Genomic DNA, 21274 nt, shown 5'->3' on the forward strand with positions numbered 1-21274 from the left:
AAAGATGGGACCTTCAACCCTCGTTGAATAAGGTATGACGAACCTAAGTTGAAAGAGTGAATCTAGTTGACTGCCCAATCGGGGCACGTGTTGTTGTGACGGGTATGAGCGGTGGTGCTGCGCAACGATTGCGGCTCACGGAACTGGGCATCAGACCGGGCGATCACGCCCAGGTGTTGCTCAGCGGGTTCGGTCGCCGCCGCCTTGTCATATTCGGTAGCCAACGTATCGCGCTGGCCCCGGAGATAGCGGGCATGGTCACCGTTGAGGCCGTCGTCGAAGGGCAGGGAACAGAATGAGCTGTCACGATGTCGCACCGGAACCGTTGAGCGCGATCCCTGATGAGACCGAGCCGAAGATCCTGCTTGTTGGTAGGCCCAACGTAGGTAAGTCGACCCTGTTCAACCTGCTCTCGGGTGCGCGGCAGAAGACCATGAACGTTCCGCGGACAACAGTCAGTGTGGAGGTGGGGTCGTGGCGGCTGACGCCCACTGTTCGCGCTCGGGTCACGGACCTACCGGGTACCTACTCACTGATTCCACAGTCTCCTGACGAGGAGGTCACCGCGCGTGCGGTGGGTGATCTTGCCGTGAGCGCGGGTCAATACGACCGGGTCATCGTTGTGCTTGATGCGACCGCACTCGCATCATCGCTGTATCTATGCGCTCAAGTGCTGCAAACATCGGTTCCGGTTGTCGCAGCGCTCACCATGAACGACCGTGCAGGGGACCAGCGCGTGGACCCGGAACAGTTGTCGTGGGCGATTGGAGTGCCGGTAGTCGAGGTGAATCCCCGGAACGGTCACGGAGCCACACAGCTGACGGAGGCTGTCACGGCGAGTTTGAGCGGCACCCACGAACGATCGTTCGAGGTGATTGAGCTTCCCGCCTTGTCCATCCATCACCGAGGTCTGGCTGCGACACCCGACGAGGACCTGCAGCGAGCGGAGGAACTGTTCGAATGGGTTCAGCAGGTACTCGCTCAAGTTCAGGATGAGAGCGAACAGAAACCGACGGTATCGGATCGGATCGACACGGTCCTGCTTAAACCATTCGTGGGCATCCCGGTGTTCCTCGCAGTGCTGTGGGCGACCTTCCAACTCACCACTACCGTAGCTGGGCCTATCCAAGACTGGTTCGACTGGTTAATCTCAGGGCTCCTCAGCGACTGGACTCAGACCGGTTTGGCTGCGGTGAGCGCGCCCGGGTGGGTTGAATCGCTCATCATTGACGGGCTGTATGCGGGTGTGGGCACGGTCCTAAGTTTCCTGCCGCTGATGATCATCATCTTCACCATGATCTTTGTGCTTGAAGATTCTGGATACCTGGCGAGAGTCGCGGTCATGGCGGACCGAGCCATGCAGGCTGTCGGACTCGATGGCAGGGCGATCCTGCCGCTGGTCATCGGGTTTGGCTGCAACATCCCGGCACTGAGCGCCACCAAGACGATCCCCGATTCTCGTCAACGCTTGCTTACCGGGTTGCTCGTTCCATACTCATCGTGCACGGCGCGGCTCGTGATCTACCTGCTGCTGGCCACGGTGTTCTTCCCCGACCATGCGGGCACGGTCGTGTTTGGCATGTACCTGTTCTCGGTGCTCGTCATCCTAGGCGTTGCATTCCTGCTGCGGCGCACGGTGTTTCGTCGTGCCACGCGCGAACCGCTCCTGATCGTTCTGCCCGGCTATCAGTTCCCACGGTTCGGCGCGTTGCTACGCGATGTTGCATTGCGCTGCTCGGGTTTTGTGAAACGTGCGGGAGTCGTGATCCTTGGGCTATCCGTTGCTGTCTGGGTACTCATGGCGGTTCCCGTGAACCCGCAGTATTCGCTCGGAGACCCAGACATGCCCGTTCAGTCCACGCTGTTCGGTTCCGCGTCGTCGGCGATTGCTCCGGTGTTTGCGCACGCAGGTTTCGATGACTGGCATATCGGAGCCGCGCTCATCACCGGCTTTGTCGCCAAGGAATCCGTGGTGGGTACGCTCGCAACAACCTACGGCCTCGATGAACCCGAAGATCCCTCCCAGCCCAGTGACCTGACCTCCCGGTTGCGCGACACCTTCAACGAGACTTCGGGCGGACACGGCGCCGCGGCAGCAATTGGATTCATGGTGTTCTGCCTCGTGTACACCCCATGCCTGGTCACGGTTGGTGAACAGCGCAGACTGTTCGGAGGCAAGGTTACCGCCGCGTCGGTGGTCGGTTCGATTCTGCTCGCCTGGGTCCTAGCGGTCGTGATCTTCCAGGTCGGAGCATTGCTGACATGATTATCACTCGAGCGGGTAGCCGCACCCCGAATGACCTGATCGAGCTAATGCACCGGGAACTCCACGGACTGAGGCAACGTTCGGCCTCAAGCACCGCATCGCCAGATTCGTGCCCACCAGGGGATACGGGTCAGGCGGGCGGATCGTACGAGATGGCCAGCGGTGCGCTTGGGACAGTCAGCGCGTGTAAGACAGCCGGAGCACACCAGACGGACAGAGTGCGCGAGACACGTCCCATCGCATGCGCAGGATGTTTCTTCGCTCCAGACTGCACGAGCACCTGCTGACCCAACTCCGCGCGAACCGGACATCGCAGCGGAACATAACCGACTCGTCGCCAAGCAAAAACCAGCCCAACGCGAGGGGCTAAATCCCACTCACGGAAAGTTCCCAAAACCGATGGGCTGAAATTGGTCCGGTGACGTACATAAAATACACGCCACCGGACCAATTTCAGCCCATCGATTACTGGGTGTGAGCATCACCGATGCTCACACCCAGTAATCAACTGGAACCTATTCGTTGTCGCCACCCGTGGACAGGGTCGCGTCCACCGAACCGCTGTCAGCCTGGTTTGCCGCATCAGGCCAGACCCAATCCCGAACCTCCGGAATGTCCTCGCCGTTGATGCGGGTGTACTCGCGGGCGCGAATCCTGGCATCCTGCATCTTCTGACGCAGCCCGGCATACTTTGCGCCAAGGGACGGAACCTGATCGATCACGTCGATCACCAGGTGGAACCGGTCCAGGTCGTTCAGCATGACCATGTCGAACGGCGTGGTCGTGGTGCCCTCCTCCTTGTAACCGCGCACGTGAATGTTGTCGTGACCATTGCGACGGTAGGTGAGCCGGTGAATGAGCCAGGGGTAGCCGTGGTAGGCGAAGATGACCGGACGGTTCTGCGTGAAGATCGTGTCGAAGTCACGATCCGGCAGCCCGTGCGGGTGCTCCTTCTCATCCTGCAGGCGCATCAGGTCAACCACGTTGACCACGCGGACCTTCAGATCGGGCAACTCGCGGCGCAAGATGTCCGCCGCCGCCAAGACCTCCAAGGTGGGCACGTCACCGGCTGCCGCCAAGACGACATCCGGCTCCTCGCCGGCAACCTCGGTGCCAGCCCATTCCCAAATGCCCAAGCCGCGCTCGCAGTGGGCCTTGGCCTGGTCCATGGTCAGGAAGTTGGGCGCAGGCTGTTTACCGGCGACCACCACGTTGACGTACTGCTTGGACTTGAGGCAGTGCTCATACGTGCTCAGCAGGGTGTTGGCATCCGCCGGCAGGTAGACGCGGACAACCTCAGCCTTCTTGTTGACCACGTGGTCGATGAATCCGGGATCCTGGTGGGAGAAGCCGTTGTGGTCCTGGCGCCACACGTGTGAGGACAGCAGATAGTTGAGCGATGCGATGGGCCTGCGCCATGGGATGTGGTTGGTGACCTTGAGCCACTTGGCGTGTTGGTTGAACATCGAGTCAACGATGTGGATGAATGCTTCGTACGAGGACATCAACCCGTGCCGACCGGTCAACAGGTAGCCTTCGAGCCAGCCCTGGCACTGGTGCTCCGACAGCATCTCCATGACTCGGCCTGCGCGGGCCATGTGCTCATCAACCTCAGGACCTAAGAACTCGGCGTTCCACTGCTTGTCGGTTATATCGAACACCGCTTGGAGCCGGTTCGATGCCGTCTCATCCGGACCGAAAATGCGGAAATTGTCGGGGTTACGGCGAATGACCTCGGTCAGATACTGTCCGAGTACTCGCGGAGCCTCCGTCATGCCCGAGGCAGGCACCGGAACATCAATCGCAAAGTCCTCAATCGCAGGCAATCGCAATTCCTTGAGGAGTAGACCGCCGTTTGCGTGCGGGTTTGCGCTCATACGCAAATCCTGAGGTGGGGTCAGCGAACGGATGTCCTCGGCGATCCTGCCCGACTCGTCGAAAAGCTCCTCTGGCTTGTAGGACTCAAGCCATGCGCGCAGGTCGTTCAGGTGTTCCTCGGTGTCGCGGGCGTTCGCCAGGGGGACCTGGTGTGCCCGCCAGGAACCGGTGGTTTTCTTGCCATCAATCTCTGCTGGACCGGTCCAACCCTTGGGCGTGCGGAACACGATCATGGGCCACATCGGGCGGTCCGTGTCGCCCTCCGCCGCGCGCTTCTTGATCGCATCGATCTCATCGAGCACCTCGTCCAATAGCTCGGCGAACCTGCGGTGTACGGACAGTATGTCTTCGGACTCGTCGTAGCCGCCCTCGAAGAAGTACGGCTTGTGTCCGTACCCGATCATGAGGGCTTCGAGTTCCTCATGGCTGATGCGATCCAAAACCGTCGGGTTGGCGATCTTGTAGCCGTTGAGGTGCAAGATCGGCAGCACGGTTCCGTCTTGGGTGGGGTTCACAAACTTGTTGGAGTGCCACGATGTTGCCAGTGGGCCGGTTTCCGCCTCGCCGTCACCGACCACTGCTGCAACAAGAAGGTCAGGGTTGTCGAATGCCGCACCGTACGCGTGCGACAGGGCATAGCCGAGTTCACCGCCCTCGTGGATCGATCCCGGCGTCTCCGGTGCCACGTGAGAGGGGATACCACCCGGGAAGGAGAACTGTTTGAACAGTTTCTGGATGCCCTGCTCATCCTCGGTGATGTCCGAGTACGTCTCGCTGTAGGTGCCGTCCAGGTAGGAAGCCGCAACGAGTCCGGGGCCGCCGTGGCCGGGTCCCGTCAGATAGATTGTGGACTGGTTGCGCTCCGCGATTGCACGGTTCAGGTGAGCGTACAGGAACGTCAAACCCGGGGTGGTACCCCAGTGTCCCAGCAGGCGAGGCTTCACGTGATCGCGCGTGAGCTGCTCACGCAGCAGTGGATTGTTCAGCAGGTAGATCTGTCCGACCGACAGATAGTTAGCGGTCCTCCACCAGCGGTCAATGGTGTTGAGTGTTTTGTCGACGACTGCCACAGTGGCACCCTTCTCAAGTTCGGTGATGCGGGTCACCTACCAATCTATGCCTGCGGTTCAGATTTGTCTGGGGCAAAAATCCTAGGCGTTTGCAGTTCCAATGCATGAGCGGTGAAATTCTGCGGTTTACACGTAAAAAAAGATGGGATGAAATGTTTTTTCGAAAAACAAACCTGTCGTGTTGTGGTCCTGACTCCCGTCCAGCACGCAGTTAGGATTGACGCAGCACCGTTCCAACATCAGGAGAATTCATGGCTCTGCTCGACGTTCGGTTTTATTCCGAGGCGCTTCGCGAATCCACCACCATGACCGTCATCCTGCCAGAGAGCGCGCAGGGACAGATTGGAATGGAGACCGTGGAATCGGATGGGAAACCACAGGTCCTCTACCTTCTGCATGGACTGAGCGATGATGACTCCATCTGGCTGCGGCGTACCTCAATCGAGCGATATGTGGCACCGCTTGGCCTCGCAGTGATCATGCCCAAAGCGGGCCGGTCCTTCTACGCGGACGAGCACGTGGGGCAGCGGTACTGGACCTTCATCTCCGAGGAACTGCCCGCCACCGTAAACAAGCTCTTCAACGTATCTGGCAAACGCGAGGACACCTTTGTCGCGGGCCTCTCGATGGGCGGGTACGGAGCATTCAAGCTCGCCCTCAACCACCCTGATCGCTTCGCAGCGGCTGCGTCGCTGTCCGGCGCTCTCAAGATCGCTGAATCGGAATCGATTGAGTGGCTTCGCAGTAACGACGAACTGCCGCAGGTCTGGTCCGAGAAAGGACCAACCGGCACCGATGACGACCTTATTCATCTTCTGCGCACCCGCGACCGCTCCGTGCTGCCACCCCTCTATCAGGTGTGCGGGCGCCAGGACTTCCTGTACGGCGACAACATCGCGTTTGCGCAGACCGCCCGGGAACTGGGCATTGACCTCGTGTCTCACCTCGATCTCGATGGCGACCACGACTGGCAGTTCTGGGATGATGAAATCCGCAGGGTGCTGGACTGGCTGCCACTTCGTCGCAAATGAACAAGGGCGGGCACACGCCCGCTCATTGCCGACGAGTCCCCAACTACCAGCGCAACCCACGCTGGGAGGAGATGCACCTAAGATGCCTGATCTGACCTGCCCGTGTGACCCCGCACGTGAGTATGCGCACTGCTGCCAGCCCATTCATCGGGGCGAGTTGGAGGCGGCCACGCCCGAAGCGCTGATGCGCTCGCGATACAGTGCCTTCGCGCTCGGATTAATTGACTATCTGAGGCATTCGTGGGCGCCTGAGACGTGCCCTGTGGACCTGGAACTTGACCCCGCGCAGCGGTGGACGCGGTTGCGGATCCTCGACGCTCCTGCGCTGGAAGGGGAGCGGGGTGTGGTTCATTTTCGGGCCCACTACCGCTATGGCGAAGAGCGTGACTTCCTTGAGGAACGGTCCACCTTCCGGCGAGAGTCAGGGCGGTGGGTGTACGTGGACGGTGAGATTCTCTAGGTGCGAGCCAAGCCAAAGGTCAATCTCGGTATACCAGGGCGATATGCACCACATCACGCGTTTAACCTGCATTAACTTTCTGCTGTGGGGCGCACGCCACGGAATCCGGTGGATATCGTGGAGGAAACACGCATCACCGTGCGGCAAGAACCTAAGCGATTGGATCCACCCGTGTCATTGGAAACCGTTGAAAACGCAGCTGAGTTTCTACTCAACCTCCCCAAAGCAGAACTTCACCTCCACGTCGAGGGCACCCTCGAACCGGACCTCAAACTCGAACTCGCTGCGCGCAACAACATCGAACTCGATCAGAAGACCATCGAGGAAGTCCAGGCCAGCTACCAGTTCAACGACCTCGCGTCCTTCCTCGCCGTGTACTACCCGGCAATGAACGTGCTCCAAAAGGAAGAGGACTTCTACGACCTCGCTATGGCCTACTTCCGACGTGCGGCACAAAACGGCGTGAAACGCACCGAGATGTTCTTCGACCCGCAGGCGCACACCTCCCGAGGAGTACCTTTCGCCGACGTGGTCAACGGCTACCACCGCGCCACCCAGGACGCGGCCTCGCTCGGTATCGCAAGCGAACTCATCATGTGTTTCCTGCGGGATTTCTCCGCCGAATCCGCAGCCGAACACCTTGAACTCGCCATCCCGTTCAAAGGCAAGATACTCGGACTGGGCCTCGATTCCGACGAGCGGAACAACCCACCCGCCAAGTTTGCGGACGTATTCGCCCGTGGGCGCGAACTCGGCTTCAAACTCACCATGCACTGCGACATCGACCAGGTCGGTTCGATCGAGCACATCCGCCAGGTCATCGAGGATATCCAAGTGGACCGCATCGACCATGGAACCAACATCGTTGAAAATCCTGAACTCGTTGCAGTCGTCAAGGAGAAAGAGCTCGGGTTGACCTGTTGCCCGGTCTCGAATTCATTCGTCACAGAAGACATGAAAGCGACCGAAATCACACAACTTTTGCGTGAAGGTGTTAAAGTCACTTTGAACTCTGACGATCCCGCCTACTTCGGCGGATACATCGGACGCAACTACATCGACTACCACGCCAAGTCCGGTGTCTCACTTGAAGAGATGGTCCAGATAGCCAAGAACTCGTTCGAGGTCTGCTGGATATCTGATGAAGAGAAGGCGCAGTACGTGGCACTCGTTGATGAGTATGTCGCAAACCATGGTGCCTGAGAACCGGATCCAGTCTAGGTGATTAGCTGACAGGGGCGTGGGGGACCGGGTACCAGCCAGTTCCTCAGGTTTCGGGGCGCGGTGTCTTTCTCGGTAATGAGCGAGCCGAGAAAGATACCGCGCCCCGTTTTTGCATTACGGCATTGCACCGCAGCCCGATGGTGCGGTCCTGTCGAGCGGCGGCCTTCTCGATGTTGCGCTTCCGTCGGCGATGTAACCCAAAATAACCGTCACATTGTCGGCAGCACCGCAACATCGAGCATGCATGCGGGTGAACCCTTGGCGACGGTGCCAGGAGCACAGTTACCGGGAGCACGGCTAAACTGGACGTTAACGAGGCTAGTTCGAGGAAGGCGGCGACCGAAATGAGCGAGACCGGCTACGGAGACTTCGAGTTCGAGCGGCGGTTCTACGTTGAGGAACTGCCCGAGGTGGTCATGGACGACCCAACCCCCACGCTCATCGTGCAGAACTATTTCCTGGCACAGGACGGCTATGCCATCCGAGTACGCCTTCAAGCACCGGGCGTCCGCCTACACATGACTGGGGCGGAAGATATCGATGCTCTCCTTGAGGAACACGCCGGAACCTTCGACTTCTGTGCCATCACGGTCAAGGGCCCAATGAATGGTGGCACGCGATACGAGGCGGAACGCGAACTCGACATCACTCAGGGATTGAACATGCTCCAGCGCGGCACAAACCGCGTCATCAAAAACCGCTATTCCGTGTGGCTTGGCAGTGATGGTTGGGTTATCGATGTGTTCGGCGGCTCGAACTTCCCACTTCTCGTCGCAGAGGTCGAACGTGGCGGACCGGTCACCGATCTTGAGATCCCTAGCTTCTGCGTCTCCGAGGTCACCGAAGACAAGCGGTTCTCAAACGAGTCCCTGTCCCATGCCCCGTTCGCACGCTGGGCAGACCAGTACGGCGTTGAACTAGGTGGCGTAGGGCCAGTCTTCCTCGACTCCCTCGGAACGAACGTTTTCCACGACTGAAGGAAAATCGGCTCAAAATGGTAGTCTGACCTTCGTAAATACTGTTATGTAGCGAAGGCTGGGACCAGTGACTGACTTGATCTTTTGGGTGTACCGCGACAATGACTTATTGATTCATTTAATGGTCGCAGTTACGGTGATCTTCGGTGTTTTGGTGCCGGTGCTTTTCATTGTGGCCAACAACCTCGATTCTCGTCACCTCAGACGCCAAGCGCTCAGCCTGACAGACCAGAGCAACCACCCGAACCATGCCGGGACTGTACGGCTTTTCGCGAAGATTGCGTCCGCAGCGTTCTTGATGGCGTTGTTGTTCTGGCCGGCTTACGCAGTGAGGGACTACCGTGTCGCAACCGATATCGCGGAGGCTTACTCCGAGGTTACTGACTTCCGTGTATCTGCGCGAGGAATCGCTACCGCACCCGATGGAAAAGACTGGAACTGCTTCATGCATGACGATTCGGTCGAAGAAGGATACTTGTTGTGTTACCGTCTGGACTCTATAGACAACGGGATCAACGTTATGCCGCATACCGAGTTGCTCACGATGTATCTGCAGACAGGGGAAGTCGTGTATTCCGAGGATTAGGGCTGGTGCCGCCGATTGAATGCGGCGTAAGCGTCGTTCTCCTCACCGATCGCGTATTCGAGGAAATGAACGATGTTGACCAACTCGGGTTCGCACACACTGTGCGCCATGCCGTTGTACACGACCTCGGTGAGCAGCGAACGCTCGTGCAACCAGTTGGAGGCATACTCGAACCGGGCGAGTGGCACAATGGGGTCGGCGTCTCCCCGTCCGATGAAAATGGGAAGTTCTGCTGCCGCGAACTCTGCATCGCTTGGTAGCGAGACCTCACTGATGAACCCGGACATCATGACCCCGCCAATGAACCGTTCAGGTCGGGTGCGGAGCAACTGTGACACGAGGGCCGCGCCCTGGGAGAACCCCATCGGCACAATGGGTGTGGTCGGCGCGACGTGGGCGTCGATCCACTCCAATGTTGCCGTGGCTGCTGCAGCGACCTCCTCCGGTTCAGGGCTGGCAGGGGTCGCGGTTGGCGTGAACCAGGCGAAGCCACCCATCATGCTGAGCGGCGCGCGCAGTGACGCGGTTGCATACTCGGCGGGGAGATACTGAGCCAGTCCTGCAAGGTCGTTTTCGTGGGAGCCCATGCCGTGAAGCAGGAGTACAAGAGGTTTGTCTCCGACGGGAGTGCGAGACCAGACGGTTGCAGAATCGTTGATGATGAGCGTCATGGGTTTAACTCTATCGGCTGGACGTGGCTACTTGCTGCTGCCTGTTCTCGCCAGCGCACCGTGTGACTACCACCCGTTTCCGTGGAACGCTTTGCTTTACGTGGGCGGATTCCGGTAGATATAGGGGCATGAACTCAGGCGAAATCGCGTTGTTGGCTCTCGACCTTGTGGGGACTTTCGCTTTTGCTATCAACGGCGCGATGACCGCCATCAAGTACGCCCGGGTGGACATCGTGGGTGTGCTGTCGCTCGGTATGATCACCGCTCTCGGTGGCGGGTTCATTCGCGACATCCTGATCGACGATCTGCCGCCAACGACGTTCCAGGACTGGCGTTACCTGCTGACTGCGGCCGTGGGCTCGCTGATTGCGTTCTTTGTGGGTTCGCGTCTGGAGAAACTCTCGAAGAGCATCAACGCCCTCGATGCGGTGGGTTTGTCCCTGTTCGCTGTGACGGGCACACTCAAAGGTCTCGCGTTCGGCGTGGGGCCTGTGCAAGCCGTCATCCTCGGCGTCATCACCGCAGCCGGTGGCGGAACGATTCGAGACGTTCTGATCCAACGTATCCCAGCCGTGTTGCACACCGAGTTGTACGCGATTCCGGCGGCTCTAGCGGGTATCCTGACAGTCGCGATTGTGCGTGGCGGCCTCCCCGAGATTCCGTGGGTTGTGATTGCTGCGCTCATCTGCTTTGTCATCCGCATGGTGGGTATCCAGTTTGACCTGCACGCCCCCAAACCCAAGCACGTTGAATAGGGGCCAAGACACCTCATGGCTAAGTTGTACTTCCGCTACGGCGCGATGAACAGTGGTAAGAGTACGTCGCTGCTACAAGCCGCATACAACTACGAGGAGCGCGGTCACTATGTGCTTCTGGCAAAGCCTGCGATTGACTCGAAGGCTGGCCGTGCGATCTTGTCCCGCATCGGTTCGGCGCGTGACGTGGACTATCTGATCGGACCCAGCGAGAGCGCATACGACGTGTTCCAAACGCACCGCAGCGAGGTGCAGCAGCACACCGGGCGTGATATCTCGTGCCTCCTGCTCGATGAGTCTCAATTTCTGTCTGAATCGCAGGTCAATGATCTGCTGCGGATTGCGGTGCTCGATGACATCCCGGTGATCTGCTACGGGATTCGCACAGACTTCCAGACTGCCGCGTTCCCCGGTTCGCGCCGTCTGCTTGAGATCGCGCATTCGCTTGAGGAACTCAAAACGATCTGCCGGTGCGGGCGTAAGGCCGTGTTCAATGGCCGCCTTGTGGGTGGCGAGTTTGTGTTCGACGGCGAGCAGGTCGCGATTGACGGCGTCGAGGTCACGTATGAGTCGATGTGCGCGAAGTGCTATCTGCGTATGTCTGGTGGGCGGTTGAACCGCTAGTCTCATTGCCGACGATCCGGTAATTCCCAGCCCCATCTCGCCTGAGTTGCGCTTACCTTCCGACGATCTGTCACCTTCCAGCACACCGGACCATCCAGCACACTTGCAGTGAGAACCTTCCTTTGAGAGTTACCAAAAGTGCACTCTCAAACACAACTGGCTGTTGCGAGCGCGCACGTGTGAATTTTCCCTAGCCAACTCGTCGCCAATCTGGCATACAAGACCCACTGAACGAGAGTGCACCTGAGGAATTAAGAACTGGGTACCGTAGACTCTTGGGATGGTGTGCTGTCCGGAGGGGTGTCGTCGGGAATACTGTAGGTGACCGGGGTGATGGTCCAGTGTCCCTTGGCCCAGATCCAGCGTCCCCGAGTTTCTGACAGTAGTTGTATCGGCGCTGGTTCAGCAACGTCTGGCAGTTTGAGAGCGGCAGCGTAACCCGACCCCATCTGTTCACCAGTAAAGGTGTTGATATCTTCAGAGGTGATCCCGAGGGATCGGTAATGATCAATCTCTTGCTGGGCCTGTTCGGGAGTGGTCCCCGACGGAAGCACGGTGCACGCGAGGTCTACGTCCTCTTCCACGACTGCGCTCAGGAAAGCACTGAAACCAGCCTCAGGCGATTCCGTTCCAGCGCCACATCCTGCTGATACGGAGGAACACCCCGTAATGACTGCGGAAACGGCAACGGTGAGGGATACGACAGCGCGGCTCATGGGTCGATCCTATGTGCATATGCCCTGATCGTCGTCCTACTGGAGTATGAAGGGTCTATCCGACGACCTGAGCACTTTGAACGTGTGGGGAGATTACTTCAGTGTGAAGGCCGTGGACCTGCACAGTGAAGTAATGTGCTGCACGTTCACTTAGGCGGGCGGTTTTGAGAGCCTAGTCTTCGTCGTCCTGGCGGGCCTGCGCCGCAATGAATACCCCGAGCGCAGCAATGCCAGCAATGACACTGATCGCGTATGGCAGGACATACCAGAGGCCCGAGGCAACCCCGAACGTTCCGAAGGCTGCCGAGAGTGCCATTGTCGTGCCGAGCGAGGAGATGAAGAGCGCGGGCGCTCCGAGCGCGAGCACTGATAGGTAGATCATCTGGACGTGCCGGGGAAGAATCTTGTCGCGGTCCACAACGAGTTGGCGGATACCGACGGCGAGCGCCACACCCACGATTGCAAACATGATGGCTTCAAAGACACCGATGCTGTGCTCTGTTGCGTTGGCGCGCGCGTAGGTTTCACGGAGCCCGACAGGAGAGGCACTCAGTGGCTCGATGAGGAGCATGAGGATGAGACCGTACACCGCATAGATGGCGGTTGCGATGATGCCGATCTTAGCCCATTTGCGTTTCTCGGTGACCGCTGGCTCAGACAGTGGAGGTGGTAGTTCAACCTCTTCAAAGGACAGTGGTTGAAAGTCGCTCAGGTCTGGCCGCTCCGTGTTCGGTGACGTTTTGGTGCCCTGAGGATCAAGCCGTTTGCCGTAACGCGGCTCAGAGGTCTCATGGGGCGAACCCGCACTGGATGACTCGGTCATAACTTGATCATAATGGCTTGTTTAGTGACGAACTCTCATCCGTTGCACTCAGGTAGGGGCTTGCTCCGCGAAGCCCCTACCCTCCGCTGCACTACTTTGTCCGTAACCGTGTGGGTTCGCATACGGCTGAGGAAAGTGGTTTCACCAACGAGTGTGCACGTGCTCCCGAATGTAGTTCTCGTAGAGCGCCTTGACGCTGGCAAGGGTTTCCTCATCGAGCGGCGGTTGGGAACCTGCGGCGGCGTTCGCTCTGGCCTGCTCCTGATTACGTGCCCCGGGGATGACGGTGGTGACACCTGGTTGGTCAATGATCCAGCGGAGTGCTCTCTGCGCTGGGGTGGCGTCAATGCCCTGCATCTTCACCACGTCAACGAACTTGGCCGCGGTTTCGACTCCGACCTGGTAGGGGACGCCGGAGAACGTCTCACCCACGTCGAAGGCATCGCCGTTGCGGTTGTAGTTGCGGTGGTCATCGGCAGCGAACACGGTGTCGGTGGTGTACCGGCCCGACAGGAGCCCGGAGGCGAGTGGAACGCGTGCAATCACAGCAACGCCCGCTTGGGCGGCAGCGGGTAGGAACTCTTCGAGTGGTTTGCGGCGGAATGCGTTGAGGATGATTTGCACGGACGCGACCCCGGGGTGCTTGATTGCCTCGAGTCCCTCGGCAACGGTTTCTACGGAGACTCCGTAGGCGGTGATCCGTTTTTCGTCCACGAGGATGTCGAGCGCATCGTAGGTTGAGCCATCAAAGTAGACGGCGGAGGGCGGGCAGTGCAGTTGCACGAGATCGAGTGTGTCCACCCCGAGGTTTTCACGGGAACGGTCGCTCCAGGCACGGAAGTTGTCGAGCGTGAACTGTGCTGCGTCGAAGGGCTGTGCGCGGCGTCCCATCTTGGTGAAGACTGTGACGTCAGGATCATTCCTCTGGGCAAGGAACTGGCCGATGACACGTTCGGAACGGCCATCTCCGTAGACGTCAGCAGTGTCGAGGAACCGGACACCTGCGTCGTATGCGGCTTCAAGGACCTCAAGTGCGGCGTCTTCGCTGACGTTGCCCCAGTCTGCGCCTAGTTGCCAGCATCCCTGCCCAACCACTGACAGATCGAATGGGAGACGTGAAGTAGTACGTGTTTCCATACAGTGAAGTCTATGCCGGTAAAGCCAGTTGATACACAAGATGCCCCTGAGGCGTGTCAGGGGCATCAAGGCGCAAGAACTAGAACTCCACGAGGACCTTCGGCAGGTCGTCGTCCTCTTCGCGCTGTGGCGGGCTGTAGGCTCCGCGGAGGCTTGGCATCATGTCAACGAGCTGCGGCTCCCACTGCTCGTACTGCTCTGGGAAGCACTTCTCCAGCAACTTCACCATTGCCGCAACGGCGGTCGATGCGCCAGGGGAAGCACCGAGTAGACCGGCAATCGTCCCATCAGCGGATGACACGAGCTCGGTTCCGAACTCGAGGACGCCGCCACGGGCACCAGGCTTGGTCTTCATTACTTGGACGCGCTGCCCAGCGGTGATGAACTCCCAGTCCTTCGGGTTGGCGGTGGGCATGAATTCACGTAGTGAGCGGAACTTGCCTTCCTTGGAGGTTGTGACCTCCCTGATGAGGTAGGCGGTCAGATCCCAGTTGTCCTTCGCCACGGAGAGCATCGTGAGGATGTTGCCTGGGCGGATCGAGGTAAACAGATCGAGTAGTGAACCCGACTTGAGGAACTTGGTGGAGAATCCTGCATACGGGCCAAACAGCAGCGACGCCTCGCCGTCAACAACGCGGGTGTCGAGGTGCGGCACCGACATGGGCGGGGAACCAACCGAGGCCTTGCCGTAGACCTTTGCATTGTGCTGAGCCACGATCTCTGGGTTGGTGGTCCGAAGGAAGAGGCCGGAGATCGGGAAACCGCCGTAGCCCTTGATCTCAGGGATCCCGGACTTCTGGAGGAGCGGAAGTGCCCCTCCACCGGCGCCAACGAATACGAAGCGGGCGTTAACGGTGTGGCGGCGCTCGACGGCGTTCCACTCGTTGTTGCGGACGGATACCTTCCACGAACCGTCGTGCTGCTGCTTGAGGTTGGTAACCCGGTGCTGGAGTTTGATGTCTACGCCGGACTCGCGCAGGTAGTCCGCGAGGTTACTGGTCAAACGGCCGAAGTTGATGTCGGTTCCCGCAGTGGTCCGTGTTGCGGCGAGTGGTTGGTCCCCGTAGCGTTCGAGCGTGAGCAGCGGTGCCCACTGCGCGATCTGCTCGGGGTCCTCGCTGAATTCGAGCCCTTCAAAGTGTGGGTGCACGGACAACGCCTCGTAGCGGCGGCGGAGGTAGTCAACGTTGTCCGCACCCCAGACAAACGTCATGTGCGGAGTGGGGGAGAGGAACGCACCTTCCTGCGGCATATCGCCCGCAGAGATGAGGTGATCCCAGAGCTCACGGGAGAGTTGGAACTGCTCATTGATGTTGATTGCCTTGGCCACGTTGATGGTGCCGTTGGGCATTTCCGGCGTGTAGTTCAACTCGCAGAGTGCTGCGTGTCCGGTACCGGCGTTGTTCCAGGGGTTCGAACTCTCGAGCGCCACGTCACTGAGGCCTTCGTAGAGGCGAATCTTCCACGACGGCTGTAGTTTGCGGATGAGCGCACCGAGCGTCACGCTCATGATGCCGCCACCGATCAGAACGACGTCGTAAGTGGAATCTGGGGAAGAATTTCGTTTTGCCACGCTTAAGATTTTATGACTGTCACTTCCACGACGTGCGGTGAGTGGTATTTCTCACAAACCACTGTTTGGGTGTTTCTGCTGGCGCATGACCTTATTTCGCGTCCCAAATGATGGGATAACTTGCGGTTGTGGTGGTGACAAGGCTGACTGCTCCGCGTCGAACACTGTAAAAGGCAGCCGGGTTCTCACGATGTGAAAACGGCCACGCTTGCGCTCACGGCTGTGTATAGCCTCCGTTTCAGTCACCTTTTGGACGGACGCTAGGGGTGCCCTCACGAGTTATCGTGAGGGCACCCAGTACGAGGACTTCACTGATCAGATTCGCCACCGGACGGTTCGGTTGTATTTGTCGCAGTGAAGTAGGCCGCGATGCTTTGGCTTTCTTGGGCTAGCGTATCGGCATCAACGAGATCTGCCGCATGGTCGCTAAGCAGAGCAGTCCACTGATCAAGGACTTCTTGCGCGCGTCCAGAATCGTAAAGCTCGGCTCGTAGGTCTGCAGCGGCTTGCTGGTATAGCTCGTTGAACTCAGCGACCTCTAGGAAACGTTCTTTGAGAATGTTTCCTAGGCCTATGTTTTTGCCGCCGCCGGATCTGTCAGGTGTGTCCCCTGGCTCGAATCCTTCGGGTGGGTTGCCGCCGCCGGATCTGTCAGGTGTGTCCCCTGGCTCGAATCCTTCGGGTGGGTTGCCGGGGCCAGAAACTTCACTGCCGGGGATCTCGCCATCTCGATCACCCTGTTCTGTAGCGCCAGGCACTGCATTGGCGCCGAAAGCCAGGTTGAGATCCCAGTTCACTACGGTGAACACGCCGGTTTCTGAATTCCAACGCAGGTATGAGTTGTTGCCGGGGCCAGAGATGTCATCGAAGTTGTCCACCAAGTCCTGCATTGCTAGGTAGGAGGCAAACGCCGTGACATCGAGATGCTCGGGAAGTTCGGCCGCGAACGTTTCATCCTCTGATTCGTTGATGAACTGTAAGAACTCGATCAGGGGAGTGTAGTTTTCGTTGTCTTTGTCGCTCTCTTGGTCGAATACGTCTTCGTACGAGGCTGGGTCATCCCCACGGTAGGAGTAGTCGCCATCGGCTTCTGCTTTGTACAAGATGCCGGGTGAATCGAACTGGGATTCATCCCACTCATCGTTGGGGTTTTCAACGACCAAGCGCAGTACTTCGGCGGAGCCGTTCGCAGAGAATCGGACAGCGATCGCAGCCTGGGACGCTAGACCTGCCTCAGCGAAGAGAGTTTGTGAGATCGCCTCGTTGAGTGAGGTCTCTGATGAGTTGGATCGAACGACGAAATCGGTGTATCCGTCGAGGTTTTGCCCGTCAACGTACTTGTCGAGTCGGATCAGCCACGGTATATCCTCACCGGAGGTTTCTGCTGAGACGCCTCGCAGCGATGAGTTTCCCTTGAGTCGCAGTCCCACGTTTTCGAACGTGGTGCCATCGATGACAGCTGTGGCGCTTATCCACTTTTTGTCCGCGTTATTGGAGTAGGTCTCGATCATCGCCGCGTACTCGGCCTCGTCGTACGTGATTGAGAAGGTGTGGATCTCAGACGCATCGAACACGGTGTTGTCGAGGGATGAGTCGTCTCGCACGGAGGAGTCGCTCCAAGCGCTGCTTGAGGAGGAACTGCTCGAGGAGGTGCTGGTTGCTCCGCTACTACTTTCTGTGCAAGCACTCATGCCCAGGAGGAGCGAAACGGAGATAATCAGAGCGGAAGCTTTTTGCACGTGTTTTGAGGATTCGCTGAGTCGTGGCAAATGATTAGGCATTTTGTTGTGCCTTTCTGACGGATACGGGACGTGAGCGCGCCTCTTGCACCTTCGGGTTAAATGTCGGGTGTAGTTAGGTTTGTCGCTTGAAGTAACTCAACAGGTGGTATCTGGGCTCGTTGTAGGACGGTCCTATGTATGGGCTGTGTAAGTGCTGTTCCTATGCTTCGCTATGGTTCCTCATAGGTTCCTCATAGATTTCCTCCCCATGCTGGAAGCACTTCAGATCCCGGCCCTACCCAGGAGGCTTCCCATGAACCCGATCATCCTCGCTGCAGACCTTGTGGCGATTCTCGTTCTCTCGCTCGCCGTGTACTTCCGCCACCATGGACGCGCAGATCTCGTGCTCGCGTACATCGGTTTGAACATCGGCGTGTTCGGCACGACCGTTGTGATGACTCACTCCACCATGGCAGCCGGCCTGGGGCTTGGGCTGTTCGGTGTGCTCTCGATCATCCGGCTGCGCTCGAATGAACTGTCGCAGTCCGAGGTGTCGTACTACTTCGCGGCGCTCGTGATTGGTCTCGTGTGCGGATTGCAGCCAGACCCGGTATGGCTCGCCCCGACTGTCGCCGCTGCAGTGGTTGCGGTCATGTGGATCGCGGACACGGCCATCTCGACGCGGAACCTGCGTCAGCAGGTACTCACGGTAGATCGCGTGATTTTCGACGAGTCGGCGCTTCAAGCCCACATCGAGGGTTTGCTGGGTGGCCGGGTTCGGCAACTCACCGTGCGCTCGACCGATCTGGTGCGTGACATGATGGTGGTGGACGTCCGGTACTCGGTTCCCCCCCGTTCCTCTTCGTCCAATGCTGTGCGCCCCGCTCAGTCGAACCACACGCTGGAAGGTGCATTCTGATGTTTGCCCTACACGCCCCGGAAGTGCGTACAGCTCTTGACCACATCTTGGCTGACCGAGCCTACATCGATTTAGACGATCTACCTCAGGACTCGGCCCTTATGACCCGCACCGACCGCAAGTACGTTCTCGACCCGCTGAGTGCCGCCAAGGCGTTGGGCAGTCAACCGGAACTCGTCTGCGTGACGGTCGAGGAGCGCACCTCAAGCGCCTACGAATCCGTCTACTTCGACACCCCGGACCTGCGTACCTATCACGATGCAGCACACTCGCGCAGGCACAGGTTCAAGGTACGTACCCGAACCTACCTCGACTCCGGTACGACACTGCTGGAGGTGAAGACCAAGGGTGGACGCGGACACACCATCAAGGAGCGAATCGCGGTCCAAGACCATGCACGCAACCACCTCAAACAAGAGGAACGTCGCTTCGTCGCCACCACGCTGGAGCGCAGCGGAGTGCAGGAGCCAGACCAACTCGTCGCCAATCTCATCCCGTCACTGACCACCCGCTACCGGCGCTCCACCCTGCTCGGACCAGACTTCTCCCGGATCACAATCGATACTGACCTGGCCTGCGTGCGCGGCGAGCGCACGAGCTCCCATCCGCGGCTGGTACTCATTGAAACCAAGTCAGAAGGGCACGCAACCAACACGGACAAGGCGTTGTGGCGTGCAGGAATCAGGCCCGTGTCCATCTCAAAGTACGCGGCAGGACTCGCCGAGCTCGAACCACACCTACCCGCCAACAAATGGCACCGCGTGCTGGGCGCCCCACCTCTCACTCATTCAGTCACGCACACGGCAGCGTAATTTGCGACAATAGGTGACTGGACAACTTACCCCGCTTTCGCGAAGGATCCCGTCACCCGTATGGCTGACCACGAGCACGGCATCACCGACCCCATAACCAACTGGCTACGCACCGCCCTTGCGCCTGCCCTGAACAGTACCTGGCGAGGACTACGCGACTGGGCGCGGTTCAACCATGACGGAACCGCTCCACCACGTGCCCTGCGGTATGCGCTCGCCGTGGCGGCCGTCCTCCTCGTGTCGATCGTATTCGGTGTCATCACAGCGCGTGCGTCGGCTAACTTCGGGCCGCACGATGCGACCTATGAGGTCACAATCGACTCGGCCATCACAGCCGATGCTGGACCACTCGGCTCAGTCGTGCTGGACTCGCCACTGCCACTATCGCTGGGCGTTCACGTGCGGATCGGAGAGATCCCCGATTCACTCACCACCGTCGAGGGTGGCAGCACGCTCCAGGCACTCAACCAAGACCTCGACAGTTACCTGCAGTTCTTCGCAGCACCGCAGGAGACGATCGAGGTCGTCACAGGGCTACTCGTGGAGAACGCGGTGAAACGGGCATTCGCGCTCGCAGTCGGGATTGGTGTGGCTCTTGCCGTCATGGCATACGTCGCGGGGTTCTCGCGCCGTCGTGAACTCGCCTACCGTGCAGCGCGCGCAACCTGGGGTCTGACCGTGGGGTTTGTGGTTCTGAGCCTGGTGGGTGCGGCCGTGTTCACCCAAGCCGCCCAGCGTGAGGCACAGGCGATCGGCGGACGTGAGACAGCCGTACTGGCGGGAACCGGACTTGAGGGCACCCGAATCACCGGACGGCTCTCGGGCGTCATCGATGAATACGGTGGGCAACTCCTTGACGTATACAACGACAATCAGGAGTTCTACGCCCAAGCCAATGTCCAACTCGCCTCCGCCTACGACCGGCGCGCCGCAATCGAGGATGCCACCGACCGCGGCCTTGGCCGATACGGCGAAGACGCTCCTGAAGACCTCGTCACGATGCTGCTCATCTCGGACCTGCACTGCAACGTCGGAATGGCACCGCTCATCCGCACCGTTGCAGAGAAATCGGGTGCGCAGATCATCCTCAACGGTGGAGACACCACAATGAACGGAACCGATGTCGAACGGTTCTGCATGCAAACCTTCGCCAGCGCCGTACCGCAGGGCGCCGTCATGGTTCAGTCTGACGGAAACCACGACTCAGAGATCACGGGAGCGCAGGCTCGCGCGGCAGGCGTAATCGTGCTGGACGGGTCTATCGTCGAGGTCGACGGGATACGCTTCCTTGGAGACTCCGACCCTCGTGCGACCCGAATCGGGCAGGGCTCAGTACTGGTGGGCGAGGAAACCTACCATGATGCAGGGACGCGGCTTGCTGAAACCTCGTGCGAGTCGGATGACGGCGCAGATATTCTACTCATCCACACCCCAGCAGTGGGCGCAGTGACCCTTGAGAACGGATGCGTTCCCTACCAGTTGTCGGGACACATGCACCGCCAGATTGGCCCGGCTCAGGTGGGTAACGGAATCCAATACGTCAGTGCCTCGACCGCTGGCGCTGTGGAGGGTAAAGCGACTATTGGGCCGCTCAACGGTGTCGCCGAGATGACCGTGCTGCGGTTCGACCGGGACAGCCGAACGATCGTGGACTACCAGGTCATCACCGTGGACACGAATGGCTCCGCGAACGCTGGGCCACGTCTGCGCTACCCGGAGTTACCCATCAATCCGGATGACCTCGAGGGCATGCACCTTGGCGGGGAATCAGGTGAGGAGGCCAATCCGGAAGACTTGGAGGATGGGGACAGCTCCGGCGTCGAAGACACTGATGCGGAACAACCTGAAACGGATTCACAGTCCAGTCCAACTGACGGTTAAACACCCGGAATGAAACGTCAGGCGGTTAATCTGAACGTAGCACGCGCTTGCTCGATGGATGGTTTTTCGTCCGAGTGCCCGGATATCTCCGGCACTATGGGCAAAAATTATCCAACGACAACCGTGCACCCACCGGGCCCGAACACTGAG

The 21274-nt window shown here is 59.1% G+C and carries 19 protein-coding genes; 12 read left to right on the forward strand and 7 right to left on the reverse strand.

Features of this window, described 5'->3' with window-relative positions:
* Window positions 1–56 precede the first annotated feature (56 nt).
* Entirely contained in the window at window positions 57–299 is a 243-nt protein-coding gene (locus ACFSYH_RS00845; protein WP_377464542.1) for a FeoA family protein, read from the forward strand.
* Window positions 296–2266: a ferrous iron transporter B gene (gene feoB, locus ACFSYH_RS00850; RefSeq protein WP_377464543.1), complete on the forward strand. Its 1971-nt coding sequence runs from the start codon at window positions 296–298 to the stop codon at window positions 2264–2266. The genes ACFSYH_RS00845 and feoB overlap by 4 nt, the downstream gene beginning before the upstream one ends.
* Window positions 2267–2781: 515 nt before the next feature.
* Here the strand turns inward: feoB and ACFSYH_RS00855 are convergent.
* Window positions 2782–5241, reverse strand: a complete 2460-nt coding sequence (locus ACFSYH_RS00855) for a phosphoketolase family protein (RefSeq protein WP_377465224.1) — start codon at window positions 5239–5241, stop codon at window positions 2782–2784.
* Between the two features lie 224 nt (window positions 5242–5465).
* Between ACFSYH_RS00855 and ACFSYH_RS00860 the strand changes: the two genes are divergently transcribed.
* The 5 genes from ACFSYH_RS00860 (at window position 5466) to ACFSYH_RS00880 (ending at window position 9492) form a co-directional block, all read left to right on the forward strand.
* On the forward strand, window positions 5466–6245 hold the full coding sequence (locus ACFSYH_RS00860) for an alpha/beta hydrolase (protein WP_377464545.1): 780 nt from the start codon (window positions 5466–5468) through the stop codon (window positions 6243–6245).
* A gap of 82 nt (window positions 6246–6327) precedes the next feature.
* Complete coding sequence (locus ACFSYH_RS00865; RefSeq protein WP_377464546.1) at window positions 6328–6705, forward strand: YchJ family protein; 378 nt, start codon at window positions 6328–6330, stop codon at window positions 6703–6705.
* 171 nt (window positions 6706–6876) lie between these two features.
* Entirely contained in the window at window positions 6877–7908 is a 1032-nt protein-coding gene (gene add, locus ACFSYH_RS00870; RefSeq protein ID WP_377464547.1) for an adenosine deaminase, read from the forward strand.
* A 365-nt stretch (window positions 7909–8273) separates the two neighbouring features.
* A complete protein-coding gene (locus ACFSYH_RS00875) occupies window positions 8274–8906 on the forward strand; it encodes a CYTH domain-containing protein (protein WP_377464548.1) in 633 nt (210 codons plus the stop codon).
* Window positions 8907–8973: 67 nt separating this feature from the next.
* On the forward strand, window positions 8974–9492 hold the full coding sequence (locus tag ACFSYH_RS00880) for a hypothetical protein (protein WP_377464549.1): 519 nt from the start codon (window positions 8974–8976) through the stop codon (window positions 9490–9492).
* Here ACFSYH_RS00880 and ACFSYH_RS00885 read toward each other — a convergent pair.
* Window positions 9489–10163 (reverse strand): alpha/beta hydrolase, encoded by a 675-nt coding sequence (locus ACFSYH_RS00885; protein ID WP_377464550.1) that lies wholly within the window; start codon window positions 10161–10163, stop codon window positions 9489–9491. The two genes, ACFSYH_RS00880 and ACFSYH_RS00885, sit on opposite strands and share 4 nt — an antisense overlap.
* Before the next feature lie 128 nt (window positions 10164–10291).
* Here ACFSYH_RS00885 and ACFSYH_RS00890 point away from each other — a divergent pair, with 128 nt between their 5' ends.
* A complete protein-coding gene (locus ACFSYH_RS00890) occupies window positions 10292–10918 on the forward strand; it encodes a trimeric intracellular cation channel family protein (protein ID WP_377464551.1) in 627 nt (208 codons plus the stop codon).
* 15 nt (window positions 10919–10933) lie between these two features.
* Window positions 10934–11542 carry a thymidine kinase gene (locus ACFSYH_RS00895; protein ID WP_377464553.1) on the forward strand — a complete coding sequence of 203 codons (609 nt, stop codon included), beginning with the start codon at window positions 10934–10936 and terminating at the stop codon, window positions 11540–11542.
* Window positions 11543–11793: 251 nt separating this feature from the next.
* On the opposite strand, the gene ACFSYH_RS00900 is transcribed toward ACFSYH_RS00895, so the two are convergent.
* The 5 genes from ACFSYH_RS00900 to ACFSYH_RS00920 all read right to left on the reverse strand — a co-directional run bounded on the left by ACFSYH_RS00900 (window position 11794) and on the right by ACFSYH_RS00920 (window position 17395).
* A complete protein-coding gene (locus ACFSYH_RS00900; protein ID WP_377464555.1) occupies window positions 11794–12258 on the reverse strand; it encodes a hypothetical protein in 465 nt (154 codons plus the stop codon).
* Between the two features lie 172 nt (window positions 12259–12430).
* Entirely contained in the window at window positions 12431–13081 is a 651-nt protein-coding gene (locus ACFSYH_RS00905; protein ID WP_377464556.1) for a hypothetical protein, read from the reverse strand.
* 141 nt (window positions 13082–13222) lie between these two features.
* Window positions 13223–14218 (reverse strand): aldo/keto reductase, encoded by a 996-nt coding sequence (locus tag ACFSYH_RS00910; RefSeq protein WP_377464558.1) that lies wholly within the window; start codon window positions 14216–14218, stop codon window positions 13223–13225.
* Window positions 14219–14297: 79 nt separating this feature from the next.
* Window positions 14298–15791, reverse strand: a complete 1494-nt coding sequence (mqo, locus tag ACFSYH_RS00915; protein ID WP_377464559.1) for a malate dehydrogenase (quinone) — start codon at window positions 15789–15791, stop codon at window positions 14298–14300.
* Window positions 15792–16099: 308 nt separating this feature from the next.
* Window positions 16100–17395 (reverse strand): CotH kinase family protein, encoded by a 1296-nt coding sequence (locus tag ACFSYH_RS00920; RefSeq protein WP_377464560.1) that lies wholly within the window; start codon window positions 17393–17395, stop codon window positions 16100–16102.
* Between the two features lie 430 nt (window positions 17396–17825).
* On the opposite strand from ACFSYH_RS00920, the gene ACFSYH_RS00925 reads away from it, so the two are divergent.
* From ACFSYH_RS00925 to ACFSYH_RS00935, 3 genes are read left to right on the forward strand one after another with little or no spacing between them, the layout of a single operon-like run.
* On the forward strand, window positions 17826–18431 hold the full coding sequence (locus tag ACFSYH_RS00925) for a DUF4956 domain-containing protein (RefSeq protein WP_377464561.1): 606 nt from the start codon (window positions 17826–17828) through the stop codon (window positions 18429–18431).
* Window positions 18431–19243: a polyphosphate polymerase domain-containing protein gene (locus ACFSYH_RS00930; RefSeq protein WP_377464562.1), complete on the forward strand. Its 813-nt coding sequence runs from the start codon at window positions 18431–18433 to the stop codon at window positions 19241–19243. The genes ACFSYH_RS00925 and ACFSYH_RS00930 overlap by 1 nt, the downstream gene beginning before the upstream one ends.
* 60 nt (window positions 19244–19303) lie before the next feature.
* Window positions 19304–21124: a metallophosphoesterase family protein gene (locus ACFSYH_RS00935; protein ID WP_377464564.1), complete on the forward strand. Its 1821-nt coding sequence runs from the start codon at window positions 19304–19306 to the stop codon at window positions 21122–21124.
* The last annotated feature ends 150 nt before the right edge of the window (window positions 21125–21274 follow it).

Origin of the sequence: Populibacterium corticicola, assembly GCF_042683685.1 — a bacterium.
Taxonomy (GTDB): Bacteria; Actinomycetota; Actinomycetes; order Actinomycetales; family Cellulomonadaceae; genus Timonella; species Timonella corticicola.

Coding starts and splice junctions, on each gene's coding strand:
- ACFSYH_RS00935 (WP_377464564.1), top strand. CDS start 19,304: ATGGCTGACCACGAGCACGGCATCACCGACCCCATAACCAACTGGCTA.
- ACFSYH_RS00865 (WP_377464546.1), top strand. CDS start 6,328: ATGCCTGATCTGACCTGCCCGTGTGACCCCGCACGTGAGTATGCGCAC.
- ACFSYH_RS00875 (WP_377464548.1), top strand. CDS start 8,274: ATGAGCGAGACCGGCTACGGAGACTTCGAGTTCGAGCGGCGGTTCTAC.
- ACFSYH_RS00900 (WP_377464555.1), bottom strand. CDS start 12,258: ATGAGCCGCGCTGTCGTATCCCTCACCGTTGCCGTTTCCGCAGTCATT.
- ACFSYH_RS00860 (WP_377464545.1), top strand. CDS start 5,466: ATGGCTCTGCTCGACGTTCGGTTTTATTCCGAGGCGCTTCGCGAATCC.
- ACFSYH_RS00905 (WP_377464556.1), bottom strand. CDS start 13,081: ATGACCGAGTCATCCAGTGCGGGTTCGCCCCATGAGACCTCTGAGCCG.
- ACFSYH_RS00890 (WP_377464551.1), top strand. CDS start 10,292: ATGAACTCAGGCGAAATCGCGTTGTTGGCTCTCGACCTTGTGGGGACT.
- ACFSYH_RS00910 (WP_377464558.1), bottom strand. CDS start 14,218: ATGGAAACACGTACTACTTCACGTCTCCCATTCGATCTGTCAGTGGTT.
- ACFSYH_RS00930 (WP_377464562.1), top strand. CDS start 18,431: ATGTTTGCCCTACACGCCCCGGAAGTGCGTACAGCTCTTGACCACATC.
- ACFSYH_RS00925 (WP_377464561.1), top strand. CDS start 17,826: ATGAACCCGATCATCCTCGCTGCAGACCTTGTGGCGATTCTCGTTCTC.
- ACFSYH_RS00885 (WP_377464550.1), bottom strand. CDS start 10,163: ATGACGCTCATCATCAACGATTCTGCAACCGTCTGGTCTCGCACTCCC.
- feoB (WP_377464543.1), top strand. CDS start 296: ATGAGCTGTCACGATGTCGCACCGGAACCGTTGAGCGCGATCCCTGAT.
- ACFSYH_RS00895 (WP_377464553.1), top strand. CDS start 10,934: ATGGCTAAGTTGTACTTCCGCTACGGCGCGATGAACAGTGGTAAGAGT.